The organism is Cryobacterium algoritolerans (assembly GCF_004402785.1).
Taxonomy (GTDB): Bacteria; Actinomycetota; Actinomycetes; order Actinomycetales; family Microbacteriaceae; genus Cryobacterium; species Cryobacterium algoritolerans.
This window is the reverse complement of record NZ_SOFP01000009.1, coordinates 94,134-110,192: the sequence shown is the minus strand read 5'-3', so window position 1 is coordinate 110,192 and position 16,059 is coordinate 94,134. Positions and strand designations below refer to the sequence as shown.

General features: G+C 66.8%; 19 protein-coding genes and 1 tRNA gene. 10 read left to right on the top strand and 10 right to left on the bottom strand.

Annotated elements, in window-relative coordinates; translation table 11 throughout:
• Positions 1-46: 46 nt before the first annotated feature.
• From rplA to E3O19_RS01660, 5 genes are all read right to left on the bottom strand, one after another.
• Entirely contained in the window at positions 47-736 is a 690-nt protein-coding gene (gene rplA, locus E3O19_RS01680) for a 50S ribosomal protein L1 (RefSeq protein WP_134564880.1), read from the bottom strand.
• Positions 737-828: 92 nt separating this feature from the next.
• Positions 829-1,260 (bottom strand): 50S ribosomal protein L11, encoded by a 432-nt coding sequence (rplK, locus tag E3O19_RS01675; protein ID WP_134424703.1) that lies wholly within the window; start codon positions 1,258-1,260, stop codon positions 829-831.
• Between the two features lie 84 nt (positions 1,261-1,344).
• Positions 1,345-2,301, bottom strand: a complete 957-nt coding sequence (gene nusG, locus E3O19_RS01670; RefSeq protein WP_134564879.1) for a transcription termination/antitermination protein NusG — start codon at positions 2,299-2,301, stop codon at positions 1,345-1,347.
• Between the two features lie 94 nt (positions 2,302-2,395).
• Positions 2,396-2,671 carry a preprotein translocase subunit SecE gene (gene secE, locus E3O19_RS01665; protein ID WP_134564878.1) on the bottom strand — a complete coding sequence of 92 codons (276 nt, stop codon included), beginning with the start codon at positions 2,669-2,671 and terminating at the stop codon, positions 2,396-2,398.
• A gap of 42 nt (positions 2,672-2,713) precedes the next feature.
• Positions 2,714-2,786 (bottom strand) — tRNA-Trp (locus tag E3O19_RS01660).
• Positions 2,787-3,008: 222 nt separating this feature from the next.
• On the opposite strand from E3O19_RS01660, the gene E3O19_RS01655 reads away from it, so the two are divergent.
• The 3 genes from E3O19_RS01655 (at position 3,009) to E3O19_RS01645 (ending at position 6,295) form a co-directional block, all read left to right on the top strand.
• A complete protein-coding gene (locus tag E3O19_RS01655) occupies positions 3,009-4,235 on the top strand; it encodes a pyridoxal phosphate-dependent aminotransferase (RefSeq protein WP_166804418.1) in 1,227 nt (408 codons plus the stop codon).
• Positions 4,236-4,478: 243 nt separating this feature from the next.
• Complete coding sequence (locus E3O19_RS01650; protein ID WP_134564876.1) at positions 4,479-5,417, top strand: ABC transporter ATP-binding protein; 939 nt, start codon at positions 4,479-4,481, stop codon at positions 5,415-5,417.
• Positions 5,414-6,295, top strand: coding sequence for an ABC transporter permease (locus tag E3O19_RS01645; RefSeq protein ID WP_134564875.1), 882 nt, complete (start codon positions 5,414-5,416; stop codon positions 6,293-6,295). The genes E3O19_RS01650 and E3O19_RS01645 overlap by 4 nt, the downstream gene beginning before the upstream one ends.
• A gap of 162 nt (positions 6,296-6,457) precedes the next feature.
• On the opposite strand, the gene E3O19_RS01640 is transcribed toward E3O19_RS01645, so the two are convergent.
• Genes E3O19_RS01640 through E3O19_RS01630 form a run of 3 tightly spaced genes read right to left on the bottom strand, consistent with a single transcriptional unit; the run spans position 6,458 to position 8,551 of the window.
• Positions 6,458-7,633 (bottom strand): UDP-N-acetylmuramate dehydrogenase, encoded by a 1,176-nt coding sequence (locus E3O19_RS01640; RefSeq protein WP_277613000.1) that lies wholly within the window; start codon positions 7,631-7,633, stop codon positions 6,458-6,460.
• A 16-nt stretch (positions 7,634-7,649) separates the two neighbouring features.
• On the bottom strand, positions 7,650-8,108 hold the full coding sequence (locus E3O19_RS01635) for a MaoC family dehydratase (protein ID WP_134564873.1): 459 nt from the start codon (positions 8,106-8,108) through the stop codon (positions 7,650-7,652).
• A complete protein-coding gene (locus E3O19_RS01630; RefSeq protein WP_134564872.1) occupies positions 8,105-8,551 on the bottom strand; it encodes a MaoC family dehydratase N-terminal domain-containing protein in 447 nt (148 codons plus the stop codon). The genes E3O19_RS01635 and E3O19_RS01630 overlap by 4 nt, the downstream gene beginning before the upstream one ends.
• 55 nt (positions 8,552-8,606) lie before the next feature.
• Between E3O19_RS01630 and E3O19_RS01625 the strand changes: the two genes are divergently transcribed.
• From E3O19_RS01625 to E3O19_RS01615, 3 genes are all read left to right on the top strand, one after another.
• Positions 8,607-9,071 carry a GNAT family N-acetyltransferase gene (locus tag E3O19_RS01625; protein WP_166804417.1) on the top strand — a complete coding sequence of 155 codons (465 nt, stop codon included), beginning with the start codon at positions 8,607-8,609 and terminating at the stop codon, positions 9,069-9,071.
• Between the two features lie 72 nt (positions 9,072-9,143).
• Positions 9,144-9,755, top strand: coding sequence for a HEAT repeat domain-containing protein (locus E3O19_RS01620; protein WP_134564870.1), 612 nt, complete (start codon positions 9,144-9,146; stop codon positions 9,753-9,755).
• A 144-nt stretch (positions 9,756-9,899) separates the two neighbouring features.
• Positions 9,900-10,649 carry an SGNH/GDSL hydrolase family protein gene (locus E3O19_RS01615; protein WP_134564869.1) on the top strand — a complete coding sequence of 250 codons (750 nt, stop codon included), beginning with the start codon at positions 9,900-9,902 and terminating at the stop codon, positions 10,647-10,649.
• Positions 10,650-11,703: 1,054 nt separating this feature from the next.
• On the opposite strand, the gene E3O19_RS17610 is transcribed toward E3O19_RS01615, so the two are convergent.
• The gene (locus tag E3O19_RS17610; protein ID WP_166804416.1) at positions 11,704-11,997 is read right to left on the bottom strand and encodes a hypothetical protein; all 294 of its coding nucleotides are present in this window, start codon (positions 11,995-11,997) and stop codon (positions 11,704-11,706) included.
• Between the two features lie 156 nt (positions 11,998-12,153).
• On the opposite strand from E3O19_RS17610, the gene E3O19_RS17605 reads away from it, so the two are divergent.
• The gene (locus tag E3O19_RS17605) at positions 12,154-12,846 is read left to right on the top strand and encodes a hypothetical protein (RefSeq protein WP_166804415.1); all 693 of its coding nucleotides are present in this window, start codon (positions 12,154-12,156) and stop codon (positions 12,844-12,846) included.
• Between the two features lie 180 nt (positions 12,847-13,026).
• Positions 13,027-13,566, top strand: coding sequence for a recombinase family protein (locus E3O19_RS01605; protein ID WP_241981129.1), 540 nt, complete (start codon positions 13,027-13,029; stop codon positions 13,564-13,566).
• A gap of 49 nt (positions 13,567-13,615) precedes the next feature.
• On the opposite strand, the gene E3O19_RS01600 is transcribed toward E3O19_RS01605, so the two are convergent.
• The gene (locus tag E3O19_RS01600; protein WP_134564867.1) at positions 13,616-14,062 is read right to left on the bottom strand and encodes a heavy metal-responsive transcriptional regulator; all 447 of its coding nucleotides are present in this window, start codon (positions 14,060-14,062) and stop codon (positions 13,616-13,618) included.
• Positions 14,063-14,118: 56 nt separating this feature from the next.
• Here E3O19_RS01600 and E3O19_RS01595 point away from each other — a divergent pair, with 56 nt between their 5' ends.
• Both E3O19_RS01595 and E3O19_RS01590 read left to right on the top strand, forming a co-directional pair.
• Positions 14,119-14,418 carry a thioredoxin family protein gene (locus tag E3O19_RS01595; RefSeq protein ID WP_134564866.1) on the top strand — a complete coding sequence of 100 codons (300 nt, stop codon included), beginning with the start codon at positions 14,119-14,121 and terminating at the stop codon, positions 14,416-14,418.
• A complete protein-coding gene (locus E3O19_RS01590) occupies positions 14,384-15,814 on the top strand; it encodes a dihydrolipoyl dehydrogenase family protein (protein WP_241981128.1) in 1,431 nt (476 codons plus the stop codon). Before E3O19_RS01595 ends, E3O19_RS01590 begins: the two co-directional genes overlap by 35 nt.
• The last annotated feature ends 245 nt before the right edge of the window (positions 15,815-16,059 follow it).

Here is a 16,059-nt window from a genome sequence, read left to right as displayed (position 1 = left end):
ACGAAGGGCCCGTCTCGCGACGGGCCCTTCGTGGTGGTGCAGTTGCCTAGATGCTGTTCACATCGAGCGGGATGCCGGGGCCGAACGTTGTCGACACGGCGCCCTTCATGATGTAACGGCCCTTCGACGAGCTGGGCTTGAGGCGCACGATCTCCTCGAGCGCTGCGGCGATGTTCTCATTGAGCTGCTCGGCACTGAAGGATGCCTTGCCGACGACGAACTGCACGTTGGCGTGCTTGTCAACGCGGAATTCAATCTTTCCGCCCTTGATGTCGGACACGGCCTTCGCGACGTCGGGCGTCACGGTGCCGGTCTTCGGGTTCGGCATGAGGCCACGCGGGCCGAGCACCTTTCCGAGACGGCCCACCTTGCCCATGAGCTCCGGGGTCGAGACGGCGGAGTCGAACGAGGTGTAGCCGGCGGCCACCTTTTCGATGAGCTCGTCGCCACCAACCTCGTCGGCGCCGGCTGCGATTGCAGCGTCGGCGGCCGGGCCGGTTGCGAAGACGATGACGCGGGCGGTGCGGCCGGTTCCGTGAGGAAGAATAACGGTTCCACGCACCATCTGGTCCGCCTTGCGCGGGTCGACGCCGAGCTTGAGGGCAACCTCAACGGTCGAGTTGAAGTTCGCCGAACCGGTCTCGCGGGCCAGCGTGACGGCCTCAACGGGGGTGTAGAACTTGTCGGCTTCGATCTTTTCGGCCGCGGCCCGGTAGGCTTTTGACTTCTGTGCCATTTGAATCTCCTGTACAAAAATTTGAGAGTGTGGTGCGAGCCTGGCTGGCTCTTCCACGAACTGCTGGGTGGCGGGATGCCGGGGGTTTAGGCTCAGGCCTCAACCGTGATGCCCATGGAGCGGGCGGTGCCGGCGATGATCTTCGACGCGGCGTCGAGGTCGTTGGCGTTGAGGTCAACCATCTTCGCTTCGGCGATCTCGCGGACCTGGGCCTTGGTGAGCTTCGCAACCTTGACGGTGTGCGGGGTGCCACTGCCCTTGGCCACGCCGGCAGCCTTCTTGATGAGCTCCGCCGCGGGCGGGGTCTTCAGGATGAAAGTGAATGAACGGTCGTCGTAGACGGTGATTTCCACCGGGATGACGTTGCCGCGCTGGGATTCCGTCTGGGCGTTGTAGGCCTTGCAGAATTCCATGATGTTGACGCCGTGCTGACCAAGCGCCGGCCCGATGGGCGGTGCGGGGTTGGCGGCGCCGGCCTTGATCTGCAGCTTGATCAGACCAGTTACCTTCTTCTTCGGTGCCATTGTTCTTCCTTCTTTATGATGACGAGCAGCCGCGAGGGCCGCTCTCCCGGTGGCCCGGACGGGCCCCGGTGAACTGGAAACTTTTTAGAGCTTGGTGACCTGGTCGAAGCTGAGCTCGACCGGGGTCTCGCGCTCGAACAGGGACACCAGCACGATGAGCTTGCCGCTCTCCGCCTTGATCTCACTGATTGATCCGGGCAGGCCCGCGAAGGAGCCTTCCTTGATCGTGATGGTCTCGCCGATCTCATAGTCGATCTCGGCAGGGAGGGCGCGGGTCGGAACCTTGCCACCGTGGCCGCCGCCGGACTTCGCTGTGGGGACTTCCTGAATCTCGACGAGGCTCTTCAGCATGCCGAAAGCCTCTTCGAAGCGGAGCGGGGTCGGGTTGTGGGCGTTGCCGACGAAGCCGGTGACGCCGGGGGTGTGCCGAACCACGGACCAGCTGTCTTCGTTGAGGTCCATCCGCACCAGCACGTAGCCGGGGATGCGCACGCGAGTGACCATCTTGCGTTGGCCGTTCTTGATCTCGACGACGTCTTCCATCGGAACCTCGACCTGGTAGATGAAATCTTCCATGGCCATCGACTGCTTGCGGTTCTCGATGTTCGACTTCACGCGGCGTTCGAAGCCGGCGTAGGAGTGGATGACGAACCACTTGCCCGGCTGGAAGCGCAGTTCCTTGCGGAACTCCGCGTACGGGTCCTCGTCGACGGCTTCCTCGGCCTCGGCGGCCTCGGTTGCCTCTTCGTCCTGCACGGCCTCGGCGGACGCATCCGCTTCGTCGTCGGAGTCGATGTCGAGGGCGTCGTCGACGAGTGCGTCGGCCTCGGGGTCGACCGATTCGGCGAGCGCGTCGAGCGCGGCGTCGAGGTTGTCTTCGACGCCGACGTTCGGGTCGAACACGTGCACGGCTGCCTGCTCGGCGGCCTCGACGGAGTCTTCTTCGGCGGCGAGGGTGTTGCCCTCCTGCGCCTCGTCTTCGTCTGAGGACTGTTCGGCGGCGGTGGCCCAGTCGACATCGTCGTGATTCGTCTCAGTCACTAAATCTCAATCCTTATCTATTGCCTGGGCACGAAAGCGTGACCCGTTCAGCGTTGCCATGAATCCTTGCGGGAGCCGCCTGGGCGGCATCCGTTCAGCCGCTTGGCGTTCCGAACACATATGTCACGACGAGCGCGAACACCCAGTCGAGTGCGGAAACCAGGGCCATCATGATCACCACGAAGACCAGCACGACACCCGTGTAGCTCAGGAGTTCCTTGCGGGTCGGCGTGACGACCTTGCGGAGCTCAGCCATGACCTGCTTGATGAACAGGGTCATCCGAGCGAACGGGCTGCGCTTGGAATCGCGCGCCATTCTCGCGCTTGCGACGATTTCCTCACTGGGTTCGTCGACAACTTTTCGGGCCACCTGTTCACACCTTTCATGGGCCGACGGAATGCCACCGACTTGCAGGGCGGACAGGACTCGAACCTGCAACCTGCGGTTTTGGAGACCGCTGCTCTACCAATTGAGCCACCACCCTATGGAGAGAATCCTGAGCGCCAGTTCCTGTCACGGCTTTTGGACGAGTCCGAACGGACACATCGAAAAGGGCGCAAAAAAGGATGGCAGAATTCAACTACCTCGATCAAGTCTAGGTCACTCCGGGACGAGAGTAAAGCCGGGGCCCCCGGGGTGCCGGCCGGTGGCGAGAATCACGCCCCCGCACCTTCGCCGGGGTGGCCTGCCCCCGTATGCTCGAAGCGTGGCTCACGAACTCAAGCGAATCTCTACCCGAATCGGCTCCATCGCGGAGTCGGCGACCCTCAAGGTGGACGGCAAGGCCAAGGCGCTGCAGGCGGCCGGCCGGCCGGTGATCAGTTTCGCCGCGGGCGAGCCTGACTTCCCCACGCCTCCGCACATCGTCGAGGCGGCGCTCCTCGCGGTGCGGGACCCGAAGAACCACCGATACACCCCCGCGGCCGGGCTGCCTGACCTGCGCGAGGCCATCGCAGCCAAGACCCTCCGAGACAGCGGCCTGGCAATCTCGCCCAGTCAGGTGGTCGTCACCAACGGCGGCAAGCAGGCGGTCTACCAGGCCTTCGCCACGCTGCTCGACCCGGGCGACGAGGTCATCGTTCCCACGCCCTACTGGACCACCTACCCCGAGGCGATCCGCCTGGCCGGCGGCGTACAGGTCGACGTCTTCGCCGGCGCCGACCAGGACTATCTCGTCACGGTCGAGCAGCTTGAGGCCGCGCGCACCCCGCGCACCAAGGTGCTGCTCTTCGTGTCGCCGTCCAACCCCACCGGCGCGGTCTACTCCCCTGAGCAGACGAAGGCCATCGGCGAGTGGGCCGAGGAACACGGCCTGTGGATCATCAGTGATGAGATCTACCAGAACCTCACCTACCCCGCGACGGGCTCAGGACAAGCGACGGCCCAGCGGGCCGTGTCGATCGTGGAGGCCGTGCCTGCACTGGCAGACCGCACCATCCTGGTCAACGGCGTCGCCAAGACCTACGCGATGACCGGCTGGAGGCTCGGCTGGATGGTGGGCCCGCAGGATGCCATGACAGCCGCCGCCAACCTGCAGTCGCACCTCTCCTCGAACGTGTCGAACATCTCCCAGCGCGCCGGCATCGCCGCCCTCACCGGTCCGCAGGATGCCGCACTCGCCATGCGGGATGCCTTCGACCGTCGCCGCAAGGTCATCGTCGCCGAACTGAACAAAATCCCCGGCATGGTGACCCCAACGCCGCAGGGCGCGTTCTACGTCTACCCTGACGTCACCGGCCTGCTCGGCCGCACCTGGCGCGGCGTCACACCGACGACGTCGCTCGAGCTCGCCGACCTCATCCTCGACCAGGTCGAGGTGGCCGCGGTTCCCGGCGAGGCATTCGGCCCGAGCGGCTACCTACGTTTCTCGTGCGCGCTCGGTGACGCCCAACTCCTCGAGGGCGTCCAGCGCCTCCAGCACCTCTTCTCCTAGCCCCCGCTCCCCTCCCGCCACCCTCGGCTCCCGCCACCTCCCCCCACCGCCGCCTCCCCCCACCGCGCTCGCCTCAAGTCGCCCCGGCGAGGGGCGAGAGTGCACTTTTCGCCCCCTCCGGACCGTGAGGGGGCGAAAAGTGCACTCTCGCGGCTGAGGGGCGCGGGGCATCCGTCGACCGGTGGATGCGCGGTTGGGCAGGCGGTGCTTTCGCGGGCCGGTCAGGAGTGGGACCCTACTGGTATGGAATCCTCATCCCCGGTCGTGCGTGTGCGCGACCTGCACAAGTCCTACGGAAGTTTTGAGGCCCTCGGCGGCATCAGCTTCGACATCAGTGCCGGCGAGACATTCGCGCTGCTCGGCCCAAACGGGGCCGGCAAGAGCACCGCGATCGAGATCCTCGAGGGCTACCGCGACCGCAGTTCCGGCGAGGTGAGCGTGCTCGGCGTCGACCCCCAACGGGCCGGCCGGGCCTGGAAGGCCCGCCTCGGGATCGTGCTCCAGTCCACCGGCGAGAGCGGCAACGTCACCGTGACCGAGCAGCTCAACCACTTCGCGGGGCTCTACCCGAACCCGCGCCGGGTCTCCGAGGTGATCGACGCGGTCGGCCTCGCGTCGAAGGCGAAGACCCGCATCAGCAGGCTGTCCGGCGGGCAGCGACGCCGCGTGGATGTTGCCCTCGGCATCATCGGCCGGCCGGAGCTTCTATTCCTGGACGAACCGACCACGGGCTTCGACCCCGAGGCACGGCACCAGTTCTGGGACCTGGTGCGCCGGCTCAAGGCGGAGGGCACGACCATCCTGCTCACCACCCACTACCTCGACGAGGCGGCCCAACTGGGCGACCGCGCCGGGGTGATCAACGACGGCCGGCTCATCGACATCGGCACCATCGCCGAGATCGGCGGAGCGGAGGCCCGGGTGCCGCTGGTGCGCTGGCGGGATGCCGGCGGGGCACTGCACGAGGTGCGCACAGAGGAGCCGGCCCGCATCGTGGCCGGGCTGGCCGCAGCCGGCGGGGAACCGGCCGACCTCGAAGTGATCCGGCCGAGCCTGGAAGCCGTCTACCTGGGCCTCGTCCGCGACCACCGCACGAACGGAAACGCAGACAACAACGAAAACGGGAACAGCACCACCGCCGGCCCTGTGGGCGCCACCAGCGATGAGGAGGTGCTCGCATGAGCGCCGGTAGCGCCACCGCCGGCGACCGCACCACCACCACCGGCGACCAGTCTCTCGGCGGGCTGGGCGGCATCCTGCGACTCGGCGCGTCCCGGGTGATCTACGAGACCCGGGTCTACTTCCGCAGCCCCGACAGCGTCTTCTTCACCTTCCTGTTCCCGTTCATCATGCTCGGCATCTTCACTGCGGCGTTCGGCGCGGCAGGGAACATCGGCACGAACCCCGACGGCACCGGCGGCATCACCGTCGGCGCGTACTACCTGCCGGGGATGCTGGCCGCGGGAATGCTGCTGTCGGGAGTGCAGAACCTCGCCGTCGACATCGCCGGGGAGAAGAGCGACGGCACCCTGAAACGGCTCGGCGGAACCCCCCTCTCGCCGCTGAGCTACTTCATGGGCAAGATCGGCGAGGTGCTGGTGACCGCGACGATCCAGGCGGCGCTGCTGATCCTGGTTGCCCGGTTCGCGCTCGGCATCGACCTGCCGACCGAACCGGGCAAGTGGCTGACCTTCGCCTGGGTCTTCCTGTTCGGCGTGATCACCTGCGCCTTCCTCGGCATTGCGCTCTCGGCCCTTCCCCGCTCCGGCAAGAGCGCCACCGCCGTGGTGATCCCGATCGTGCTGATCCTCCAGTTCATCTCAGGCGTCTACCTGCAGTTCTACGTGTTGCCGGAGTGGATGCAGAACGTGGCCGGCCTGTTCCCGCTCAAGTGGATGGCACAGGGCATGCGCGGGGTGTTCCTGCCCGAGAGCTTCGCCGCACTGGAGCAGTCCGGCACGTGGGACTTCCCGTTGGTAGCGCTCAACCTGGGCATCTGGCTCGCGGTCGGGCTTGTGCTCAGCCGGGTGACGTTCCGGTGGATCCGGAAGGACACCTGAGCGCTCCGGACCGTACTGAGGGGCAGCCGCCCGACAGAGCAAAGTGACTCGCGGCGCACCTTCGGGAACCCGGCGCGGGGTAGAACGTGCGCCCGCTTCCCCACCCTGCGCCGCGAGCAGGATTTGGCGCGACGACGATCCGGGGGCTACAGAGCGGGCGGGCTAGAGGCTCAGGCCGACGAGCATCGGCTCCGGCTGCAGGATCACGCCGAATTCCGACTGCACCCGGCCCTGCACGAAGCGGGCGAGCTGGCCGATCTCGTCCGCGGTCGCCCCGCCGGTGTTGGTGAGCGCGAGGGTGTGCTTGCTGGAGATCGCCGCACGCGACCCCGGCAGTCGGAAGCCGCGCGAGATCCCGGAGTTCTCGATCAGCCAGGCGGCGCTGAGCTTGACGAGCCGCACAGGCGTGGCATCCTCGATCGGACCGACCCCGTAGTACTCGTCGAGAGGGATGACCCTGTCGGGCAGCTCTGGGTCGGAGAGCGGCCAGCGAGGCGCCGCATCCGGCATCGTGCGTGAGAAGGCCAGCGAGACGATCGGGTTGGTGAAAAACGACCCGGCACTGTTCGTGTCGGGGTCGCCGGCGTCGAGCACCATCCCCTTGGCGCCGCGCAGGGCAAGCACGGATGCCCGCAGCACGCCCAGCGGAACCCGGTCGCCGACCTGCACTCCCAGCGCCCCCGCCAGCTGCGGGTAGGCGACCGGCTGGCTGAGTGCACTGCCGAGCACGGATGCCTCGGCCTGCGTGTCGTGCAGCTCCAGTTCGACCACGAGAACGAGGCCGCGCCGCCCCTGCTTGAGCGCGGAGGTTCGGTAGCCGAGCTCGAGCTCGGCCGCCTCTATCCGGTGGCGAATGCCGGTCTCGTAGTCGAGGAAGTCGATCGCGACCAGGCTGTCGGAGAGCTCCTGGCCGTAGGCGCCGATGTTCTGCACCGGGGCGGCCCCCGTCGAACCGGGGATGCCGGAGAGCGCCTCAAGGCCCGACCAGCCGCGCGCGACCGTGTGGGCGACGAGGTCGTCCCACGACTCGCCGGCCTGAACGCGCAGCCGCACCCGGTCCGCCGCCACGGCGTTGCCCACGCCGGGCTCCAGCACCGTCACGCCACGGGTGAGCACCCGGATCACGGTGCCGTCGAAACCGTCGTCGGAGACGACCGTGTTCGAGCCGCCGCCGAGCAGCATCCACTCGTCCCCGGAGCCCCACGTTGTGAGGGCGGCATCGACGAGCTCCTGCTCGGTGGCCGGGGAGAGCAGTCGCGCCGGCAACCCCCCCACGCGCATGGTCGTCAGGTCGGCGAACCGCGGAAGCGGCCCGGCGAGACCTCCGGAATCAGGCACGGAATCAGGCACGGAATCAGGCCTCGCTGAGCGGCGCGGCGGCCAGGCGGACGCGCGCCTGCGCCTTGCCGAGCACGGTTGTCTCGTTGAACGTCGCGGTGAGATCGATGCGCACGATGCCGGCATCCGCGTCGATCGCGCCGACCTTGGCGACAAGCGTCACGACTGCGCCGTCGGCCGGGTCAATGAGCACCGGACGGGTGAAGCGCACCTGGTAGTCGACGATGCGGCCGGGGTCGCCCGCCCAATCAACGACCGGCTGCACGGCGAAGCCCATCGTGAGCATGCCGTGCGCGAGCACGCCGGGCAGCCCGACGGAGACGGCCGCATCGTCGCGGTAGTGGATGGGGTTGAAGTCCCCGGATGCCCCGGCGTAGCGCACGAGGGAATCGCGCGTCAGCGGGAAGCTCGCTTCGGCGACGACGGCGCCGACGACCAGGTCTTCGAGGCAGGGCGTGGCACTGATGATGCTCATTCGTCTCCCCTGACGACAAGGGTGGAGGTCGCGGTCACGACGTGGGCGCCGGTCGCGTCGACGACGCGGGACTCGGCCGTCACCATCGAGTGGCCGCCGAGGCTTTTCACGCTCGCCACGGTCAACGTGGCCGTGAGCTCGTCGCCGGCGACGATCGGGCGGCTGAAGCTGAACCGCTGGTCGCCGTGGACAACCCGGCTGAAGTCGATGCCGGCATCCGGTTCTGCCAGCAGTTGGGCCAGGGTTGCCTCCTGCACGACCACCGCGAACGTGGGCGGGGCGACGACGTCCGCGTAGCCGGCTGCGCGCGCGGCCTCCGGGTCGTGGTTGATCGGGTTGGTCGCGAAGACGGCGCGCGCGAACTCGCGCACCTTCTCCCGGCCGACGAGATAGGGGGCGACCGGCGGGAAGACCCGGCCCTGCAGTTCGGGGTTGACAGACACAGGAGGAGTTTACCGGTCGCGGGGGGAAGCGGTCCGATCGGGCAGACTGGGGGATGTGAAACTCGCACGCGTACGCCTGGCCGACCCCGAGGTCGCCCCTCTCCTCGCCGATCTCAGCCGCGAGTACGAGGAACGCTATGGTGACGGCGACTCGGTGCACGACGTGGAGGCTGACGCCTTCGATCCGCCGGACGGCGGGTTCATTGTGCTGCTCGACGGCGCGAACACCGTGGCCGGCGGCGGCATCCGTCGCCTCGGCGAGGCTACCTGTGAGGTCAAACGAATGTGGACCAATCCCGGCTACCGGCGGGCCGGCCACGCGTCCACGGTGCTCGCGGCCCTCGAGGAGCTGGCCCGCGAACTCGGCTACCGGCACGTGCGGCTGGAGACCGGCTACGCCCAGCCGGAGGCGCTCGCGCTCTACCGCCGCCTCGGCTACCGGGAGATCGGCAACTACGGCATCTACGACCGGGCAACCGGGTTCGAACGGTCCTTTCCGAGCGGAGACGCGGCCCCCTGAGCCGCAACCGCCCCAGCCCCCTGAACCCGGCATTGGCCTGCACCCCGCGCGCTTGGTAGTTTTGGCAGTGCCATGCATAACAAATTAGATCCCCACCCCGACCTTCCCATCGACCTGCCGACGGCGGAGCGTATCCACGCGGCCGTCGAGCACTATGGCGAACAAACGGTGATCGACAACTCCATCGCACTGCTCCGCGCCAAGAACGCGGGCAAGGACTACCTGCTCTACGCCGGCGGACGCCACGCCCTGGGCATCCTCGAGGGCGCCCCCGCCCTGTACTGGCCGGAGTTGTGGGGCGCCCGCGCCCTGCTCTACGTCTGGAGCGAGGCCGCCGCGCCCTATGTCGTGGTCGGCCTGAACAACCAGGCCTGGCGGGTGCGCGAGATGTGCGCGCGGGTGATCCTGCTGCGCGACCTCCAGGTTGCCCCCAAGCTCGTGCGCCTCACCACCGACGAGGTGCCGCGCGTGCGCGCCGCCGCCCTGCACGCTCTCGCCGCGCAGGGCACCGCCGACCACCTCGCCACGATCGTGCAGCGCCTGCGCGACCCTGACAAAGAGGTTCGTCGCGCCGCCCAGCAGGCCAGGGACGTGCTCTCCGGTCGCTGGAACCTACCGAAGGACCAGAGCCAGGGCGTCGAACAGACCCACGGCACCCGGCACACGCATGACGACGGCGAGTAGCATCGCCCCTGCCCGGATGCCGCATCCGGGCAGGGGCGGGCTGCCGGGCTTTCGTGGGCTGCCGGGCTTTCGTGGGCTGCCGGGCTTTCGTGGGCTGCCGGGCTTTCGTGGGCTGCCGGGCTTTCGTGGGGTGAGGGGATCCTAATGTTCCAGCGTTACGTCGCGATCGGCGACAGTTTCACCGAGGGTGTCGGCGACGAGTTGCAGGGCGGCCAGCTTCGCGGCTGGGCCGACCTGGTCGCGCTCGGCCTCGCCGCGGCATCCGATGCCCCGGTCTCCTACGCGAACCTCGCCGTGCGCGGGCGTCTGCTCGGCCCGATCGTGGCCGAGCAGCTGGAACCGGCCCTGGCCCAGACCCCCGACCTGCTGTCCCTCTGCGGCGGCGGCAACGATCTGATGCGGCCGCGGGTCGAGATTTCGTACGTCATCGACCTGATGGGCCAGGTCGTCGAGCGCGCCCTCGACAGCGGCGCGCATGTGCTCGTGCTCAGCGGCGGGAACCCGTCACGGCACCTGCCGATGGGAGCGGTCATGCAGCGGCGCGGCGACCGGCTTGCCGAGGCCGCCCACGACGCGTTCGTGCGCCCGGGGGTCACCCTGGTCGACAATTGGGCAGACGCGCTACTCGCCGAAGGTCGTTTCTGGTCGGTCGACAAGCTGCACCTGAATGCCCTCGGGCACACGCGGGTCGCCTCCAACGTGCTGGACGCGCTCGGCGTGCCTGTGCCCGCCAAATGGGACGAGGTCGAGGCCGCCGCCGCCGAGCGGGTGCAGAGCACCGCCGCGTACTACCGCGAATACGTGCTGCCGTGGATCGGGCGCCGCCTCACCGGACGCTCGTCCGGCGACGGACGGCCGCCGAAGCGACCCACTCTCGAGCTCGTCGACGCCTGAGTTGCCTGCGCGGCCCACGCACCTCCCTGAGGTTCGCACCCGGACCGCTCGTCGGCGGACCCGCTCGATGCGCTCCCTCCGGCCACGGTGACACCGCTCCCGACCCCGACGGCGCCTCCCGCTGAACGCGCCAAGCGGACACGCCGATCAGAACAGACCCCCGACGACGTCGTCCCCACCACCGAGACCAGGACCGAAGCCAGGTGTGACACCCTGACGGCCGCCGTGGAAGAGGACGCGGGGTGCCCGGGACGGGCCGGGCCGCGCGGGGTCCCCACCCCGACGACCGGCCTGCAGGTTCCCGCGTCGACCACGGAGCTGGAACGGCGCGGGCATGTGCAGGCGGTCGGTCAGCACTGGCCTGTGTCCCGGAAGATCTCCATCGGCAACAGCAACGTCCGGGTCCGAAAGGCCCTGGCGACGGCGATGGGTCCCGCGGTGTTCGCCCGTCACGGCGGCACCGGGGGCCTCGGCTGGGACAACACCGACACCCGCGGCACCCTGTGTTGGCACACCGAGACCGACCCCCCAAAACCAGTGCCGGCACCCCACCGCGCCACCTACGACACCCGCTCCGCCAAAGCAGTCTCGGCACTGGTCGACACCGGCACCAACGAGCACTCTGGACTCACTCAAGCCGCGCGCCGGATTCGCCCGGTGCCGCGACCGGAACGAACACCGCAAACCCCACACCGGACCGGCACCGATCAAAGAAAGGCGCAATCAGGCAGCGGTCGAATCCTCCGGCCCGCGCAGGAGCAGCCATGTGATTTCTGAGATGTCGAGACTGCAAGCTGCACTGGACTTCGTCGACGACTTCGAGGGTGACGATCTCGACCGTTCCCGATGGCTTCCGACGTACCTTCCCCAGTGGAGTAGCCGCGCGCCTTCCGCGGCGTGCTCCGAGCAACGGAATGGCAGGTTCCGATTGCTGATCGAGTCGGACCAGCCTCCATGGTCAACGGAACACAATGGCGGCCTGCGGGTGTCCAATCTCCGGACTGGGGTGTTCTCCGGACCCGTCGGCAGCGACATCGGCCAACATCATTTCGCGTCAGGGTTGCGGGTCAGCGAGGCCCAACATGAGCAGCGTCTCTACACGCCGCTGTCCGGCATCATCGAAGCGCGGTTCGCCGCGAACGCTGATCCGAATTGCTTGGTCGCGTTGTGGATGATCGGCTTCGAAGACCAGCCCGACCGATCGGCGGAGATCTGCGTCTTCGAGATCTTTGGGCGCGAGGTCGCCGCTGACACTGCCATCGTCGGAATGGGGCTGCATCCGTTCGGTGGCGAGCGCATCCGTGACGATTTTGCGAAGATCCCCTCCATGGATGCCACTGAGCTCCACGGCTCGAGGGCGAGGAGTAATCAGCCTCTACCGCACCGCATGCGCGTGCACGGAGAAGCCGCCCCGCAACCCGCCCTACTGGGTATGATGCCAGCAACCCGATCGCACCAACGCACCAAGGCAAACCCGCCGAACCGCCGAAATTATAGGGGCACTATGACTGAGACGCGCACGATCCCCGAGCTCGTCACCACGATCAACGAAGCCGTCGCCATCCTCGGCCCGGCACTCACGACCCTCGCCTCACGGTTAGGTGTCGAGCCCCCGACCGCGAGCGAGCGCCTCGCCGCAGCCAATGAACGATGGCGCGCAGAAGTCCAGGTCGAGAGCTTCCGCAGGTGGCTCGCCGACCAGACAGCACGGACCGAGGCCGCCGCGTCCGACGAGGCCCCCTTCGAAAGTGACACGCCACTCGCTGCCACCGAGCGCCAAGAACGCGACGCCCGGGGGCTTGCAGCAGCCAAACCTGGTCCGACTGGCAGCGTCTTGGTGTCCCCGTTCTCAGACGTCGTCCACGATAGTCTCATCGAGGCCGCGCAGGCCGTGCGGGCCGCCCAGCAGGCCGCGACCGAAGCCCTCCGCGCCCGGACTCCTGCCGCGAGCGAACCTGACGTCCTCACATTCCGGTCCACGCTCAGAGTGGCCTCCGGGGCACTTAATACGGCCGATATCTCTGGGGAGATAGGGGCAGCCGCCGTCAAAGCGCTGACCAGCATCCCCCGCGCCAACCTGACCACCCTGAACATCACCCTCGTCCCCATCAATACCGTCAACGGAGACAGCTTCGAGGTCGTCGCCACGATCAGCCCCACGCCCATATTCCCCATTGAAATCATCAACGGGGACTGAACAACACCAGACACAAGCGCCCCCTGACACCCCAACCGTCTGCGTGCCCGAGCAACTTCGTTTCCGGGCGCCGGAAAGGGGATCCCTCAGCGTGCGAAGTCCGGGTTGATGGGCTCGGGACCAATTGGCGCTCTCGTCGAACTACGTCGAACACCTCCCCACTGGCGAAGGCCGCGTCCTGTGGCGCCGTCTTCACCAGAGCTGCTGGGCACTCATCACGAATGCCCCCATCCCCTAATGGTGTGGCTCCCAGGCGAAGGTGCAGACACGGCGGATCAGAACACAGAGCCGCAGATCCGGAAACGTCAAACCGTCGGCTGCGAACGGATCTACCGCGACCCAGGAAACAGCGGGACCAAGATCAGTCGTCCCGAACTAGACAAAATGCTCGACCGCCTCAGCCGAGGCGACCAGGTCGCGGTGGGGAAACTGGACAGGTTGGGACGCAACACCCGTCACCTGCTGGCACTGCTGAACGGCTTCACAGACCGTGGCATCAAGTTCCGCTCCCTGCGCGACGGCATTGCCACCGACCCGGACAGCGAACTGGGCGGCGCCATGGCCCGGGCCATGGTCACCATCATGTCCGCGTTCGCCCAGCTCGAACGTGACCAACTCTCCGAACGAACTCGCGCCGGCATGGCCGTGGCGGCCTCCCACGGGCCCAAAGCAGGACGGCGCGAAATCACCATGGCAGCGTCAAACGCGCCCATGATCTGAAAGCCCAGTGCCGCGACGGAATGTAGCGGCGATGAGACGTCTTGCTTCCCTAGGGTCTCGCGACGAGAGCATCGGCCAGCTCGGGGTTCGCAGCGTCGTGTGTGGGCACAATGATGTGACAGATCTCGGCGTCCATGCAATGCGCGGGATCGAGCTGCTGACCACGGCTGATGAGGCCCTCCAGTTCTCTTTCCAGGGCGGCGAGCTCCTCTTGACGTGTCCGAACCTCGATGAGCTTGGTTGAAAGCAGCTCACGGACGTGGGTGCAGGGCTTGACACCTTCACTGCGTAGTTCGAGTATGGCGGCGATTTCTAGCAGGGTGAGCCCCGCACCTTGTCCGCTGCGGATGAACTGGAGTCGGCTGAGGATCGCGGCGTCATAGGTACGGTAGTCGTTCGGGTCCCGCCGAGGTCGAGGAAGCAGACCACTGCGCTCGTAGAAGCGAATGGTCTGGGTGGACAGACCCACCGCTGAAGCCACTTCTCCGATACGCATGCCCTCATGTTACGCGCTTGACCTTATAGCTCAGATCAAGGTTTACAGTGACTTCTATGGATGTAACACTTCTCTACTTCACTGCGTGCCCGAACTGGAAGGTCGCGGACGAGCGATTGAACCTGCTTACGAGCGAACGTCCTGAAATCAAGGTGAGGCACGAGTTGGTCGAAACACCCGAGCAGGCAGACCGCGTCGGCTTTCTCGGCTCCCCGAGCATCCACGTAGACGGCGTCGATGTGTTCGCCGAGCCCGGTTCGCAGGCGGGGTTGACCTGCCGTCGGTACCCGACACCGAACGGGTACGAGGGTGCACCGACGCTTGAGCAACTACGCACGGTCCTCGCCGGTGTATAACCGGGTCACCAGCGGTGCGCCGATTTCTTCCGCAGAACCGCTCGTGGGCGGGACTTACGATCTGATCGTCATCGGCGCTGGCATGGCTGGCAACGCCGCCGCAAACAAGTGTGCCGCCAATGGCTGGCGAGTCGCCATCGTGGACTCCCTTCCCTACGGCGGGACGTGCGCGTTGCGGGGCTGTGACCCCAAGAAGATTCTGCGTCGTGGCGCTGAGATCATCGACAGCGCCCGCCTCATGAGAGGCAAGGGCATCGATGATGCAGGGCTGGCGATGAACTGGTCGGACATCATGACGCACAAGCACGGCTTCACCGACCTCGTCCCCGAGCGCATGGAAGCTGGCCTCGACCGCGCCGGCATCGATACGCTCCACGGGCACGCACGATTCGTCGGAACACACCAGATCGATATCGACGGCACCCGGCATCAGGCCGAACGCTTCCTGATCGCGACCGGAGCGAGACCACGACCACTGGACTTCCCCGGTTGCGAGCACCTCATCGATAGCACCGAGTTCCTTCAACTTGATGTCCTGCCCGCGCGGATCCTGTTCGTTGGGGGCGGCTTTATCTCCTTCGAGTTCGCACACCTCGTCGCCCGCGCGGGAAGCACCGCGGTGATCATCGACCGCGGGGCACGCCCACTGAAGTGCTTCGACCCGGATCTCGTCGAACTACTGCTCGACCGCGGTCGTGAGGTCGGTATTGACCTGCGCCGCCGCACCCATATCGCGGCTGTCGAGCGGACCAACGAGACTTTCCAAGTCACCCTTGAACACGCCGGCGTCAACGAAATAGTAGAAGTCGACCTCGTGGTCCACGGCGCGGGACGGGTCTCCGACCTTGCCGCACTTGGCCTAGAAGCAGCCGGTGTGGAATGGAGCGATCGGGGGGTGCGTGTGAGAGGACACCTTCAGAGCACGTCGAACCCGGCAGTGTGGGCGGCCGGCGACTCCGCAGACACCGCCGGCATGCCTCTGACGCCAATCGCGGTCGCCGAAGCTACGGTTGCCGCGTCCAATATGATCAAGGGCACCACCATCACGCCTGACTACACCGGTATTCCAACCGCTGTCTTTACCATCCCCGAGCTCGTCCGCGTGGGCATGCTCGAATCCGAGGCCACCGAGCAGGGCATCGACCTAGAAATCCGCTACTCCGACACCAGCAGTTGGTACTCCAACTACCGGATCGGCGAGAGCACGGCCGCCGCCAAAATCCTCATCGACAGATCGAATGACCGCATCGTCGGGGCGCATCTGCTCGGGCCTGAATACGGCGAACTGGTCAACACCTTCGGCCTGGCCATCAAGCTCGGACTCACCACTCGCCAACTCAAGTCCGCCACAGCTGCATACCCGACCGTCGGATCTGACCTCAGCTCCATGCTCTAGAGCCTTTCACCAAGCTCATCAATTCTCTCGCGCACCGGCGACCATGCCTCTCTACAGCCCAACGATCTCGCCAAGAGACGATTCGAGGAGCAATTGCGTCTGAGCAAGGCCGTGAGTCCTGGGGCCATGGCGTCGAGCTGACGATCGAGATCCCGCTTGGCCCTCGAGATGGACACGTATCCGATGCCCGTGCCGCGACCGTACCGGAAATCGCATCCCTACCCGGCCTTCGAAAATTCCTCGTG

Excerpts from the sequence above, each read along its gene's own strand:
- rplA (WP_134564880.1), bottom strand. The coding sequence starts at position 736 with ATGGCACAGAAGTCAAAAGCCTACCGGGCCGCGGCCGAAAAGATCGAA.
- rplK (WP_134424703.1), bottom strand. The coding sequence starts at position 1,260 with ATGGCACCGAAGAAGAAGGTAACTGGTCTGATCAAGCTGCAGATCAAG.
- E3O19_RS01650 (WP_134564876.1), top strand. The coding sequence starts at position 4,479 with ATGGAATCCTCATCCCCGGTCGTGCGTGTGCGCGACCTGCACAAGTCC.
- E3O19_RS01645 (WP_134564875.1), top strand. The coding sequence starts at position 5,414 with ATGAGCGCCGGTAGCGCCACCGCCGGCGACCGCACCACCACCACCGGC.
- E3O19_RS01635 (WP_134564873.1), bottom strand. The coding sequence starts at position 8,108 with ATGAGCATCATCAGTGCCACGCCCTGCCTCGAAGACCTGGTCGTCGGC.
- E3O19_RS01620 (WP_134564870.1), top strand. The coding sequence starts at position 9,144 with ATGCATAACAAATTAGATCCCCACCCCGACCTTCCCATCGACCTGCCG.
- E3O19_RS01615 (WP_134564869.1), top strand. The coding sequence starts at position 9,900 with ATGTTCCAGCGTTACGTCGCGATCGGCGACAGTTTCACCGAGGGTGTC.
- E3O19_RS17605 (WP_166804415.1), top strand. The coding sequence starts at position 12,154 with ATGACTGAGACGCGCACGATCCCCGAGCTCGTCACCACGATCAACGAA.
- E3O19_RS01600 (WP_134564867.1), bottom strand. The coding sequence starts at position 14,062 with ATGCGTATCGGAGAAGTGGCTTCAGCGGTGGGTCTGTCCACCCAGACC.
- E3O19_RS01595 (WP_134564866.1), top strand. The coding sequence starts at position 14,119 with ATGGATGTAACACTTCTCTACTTCACTGCGTGCCCGAACTGGAAGGTC.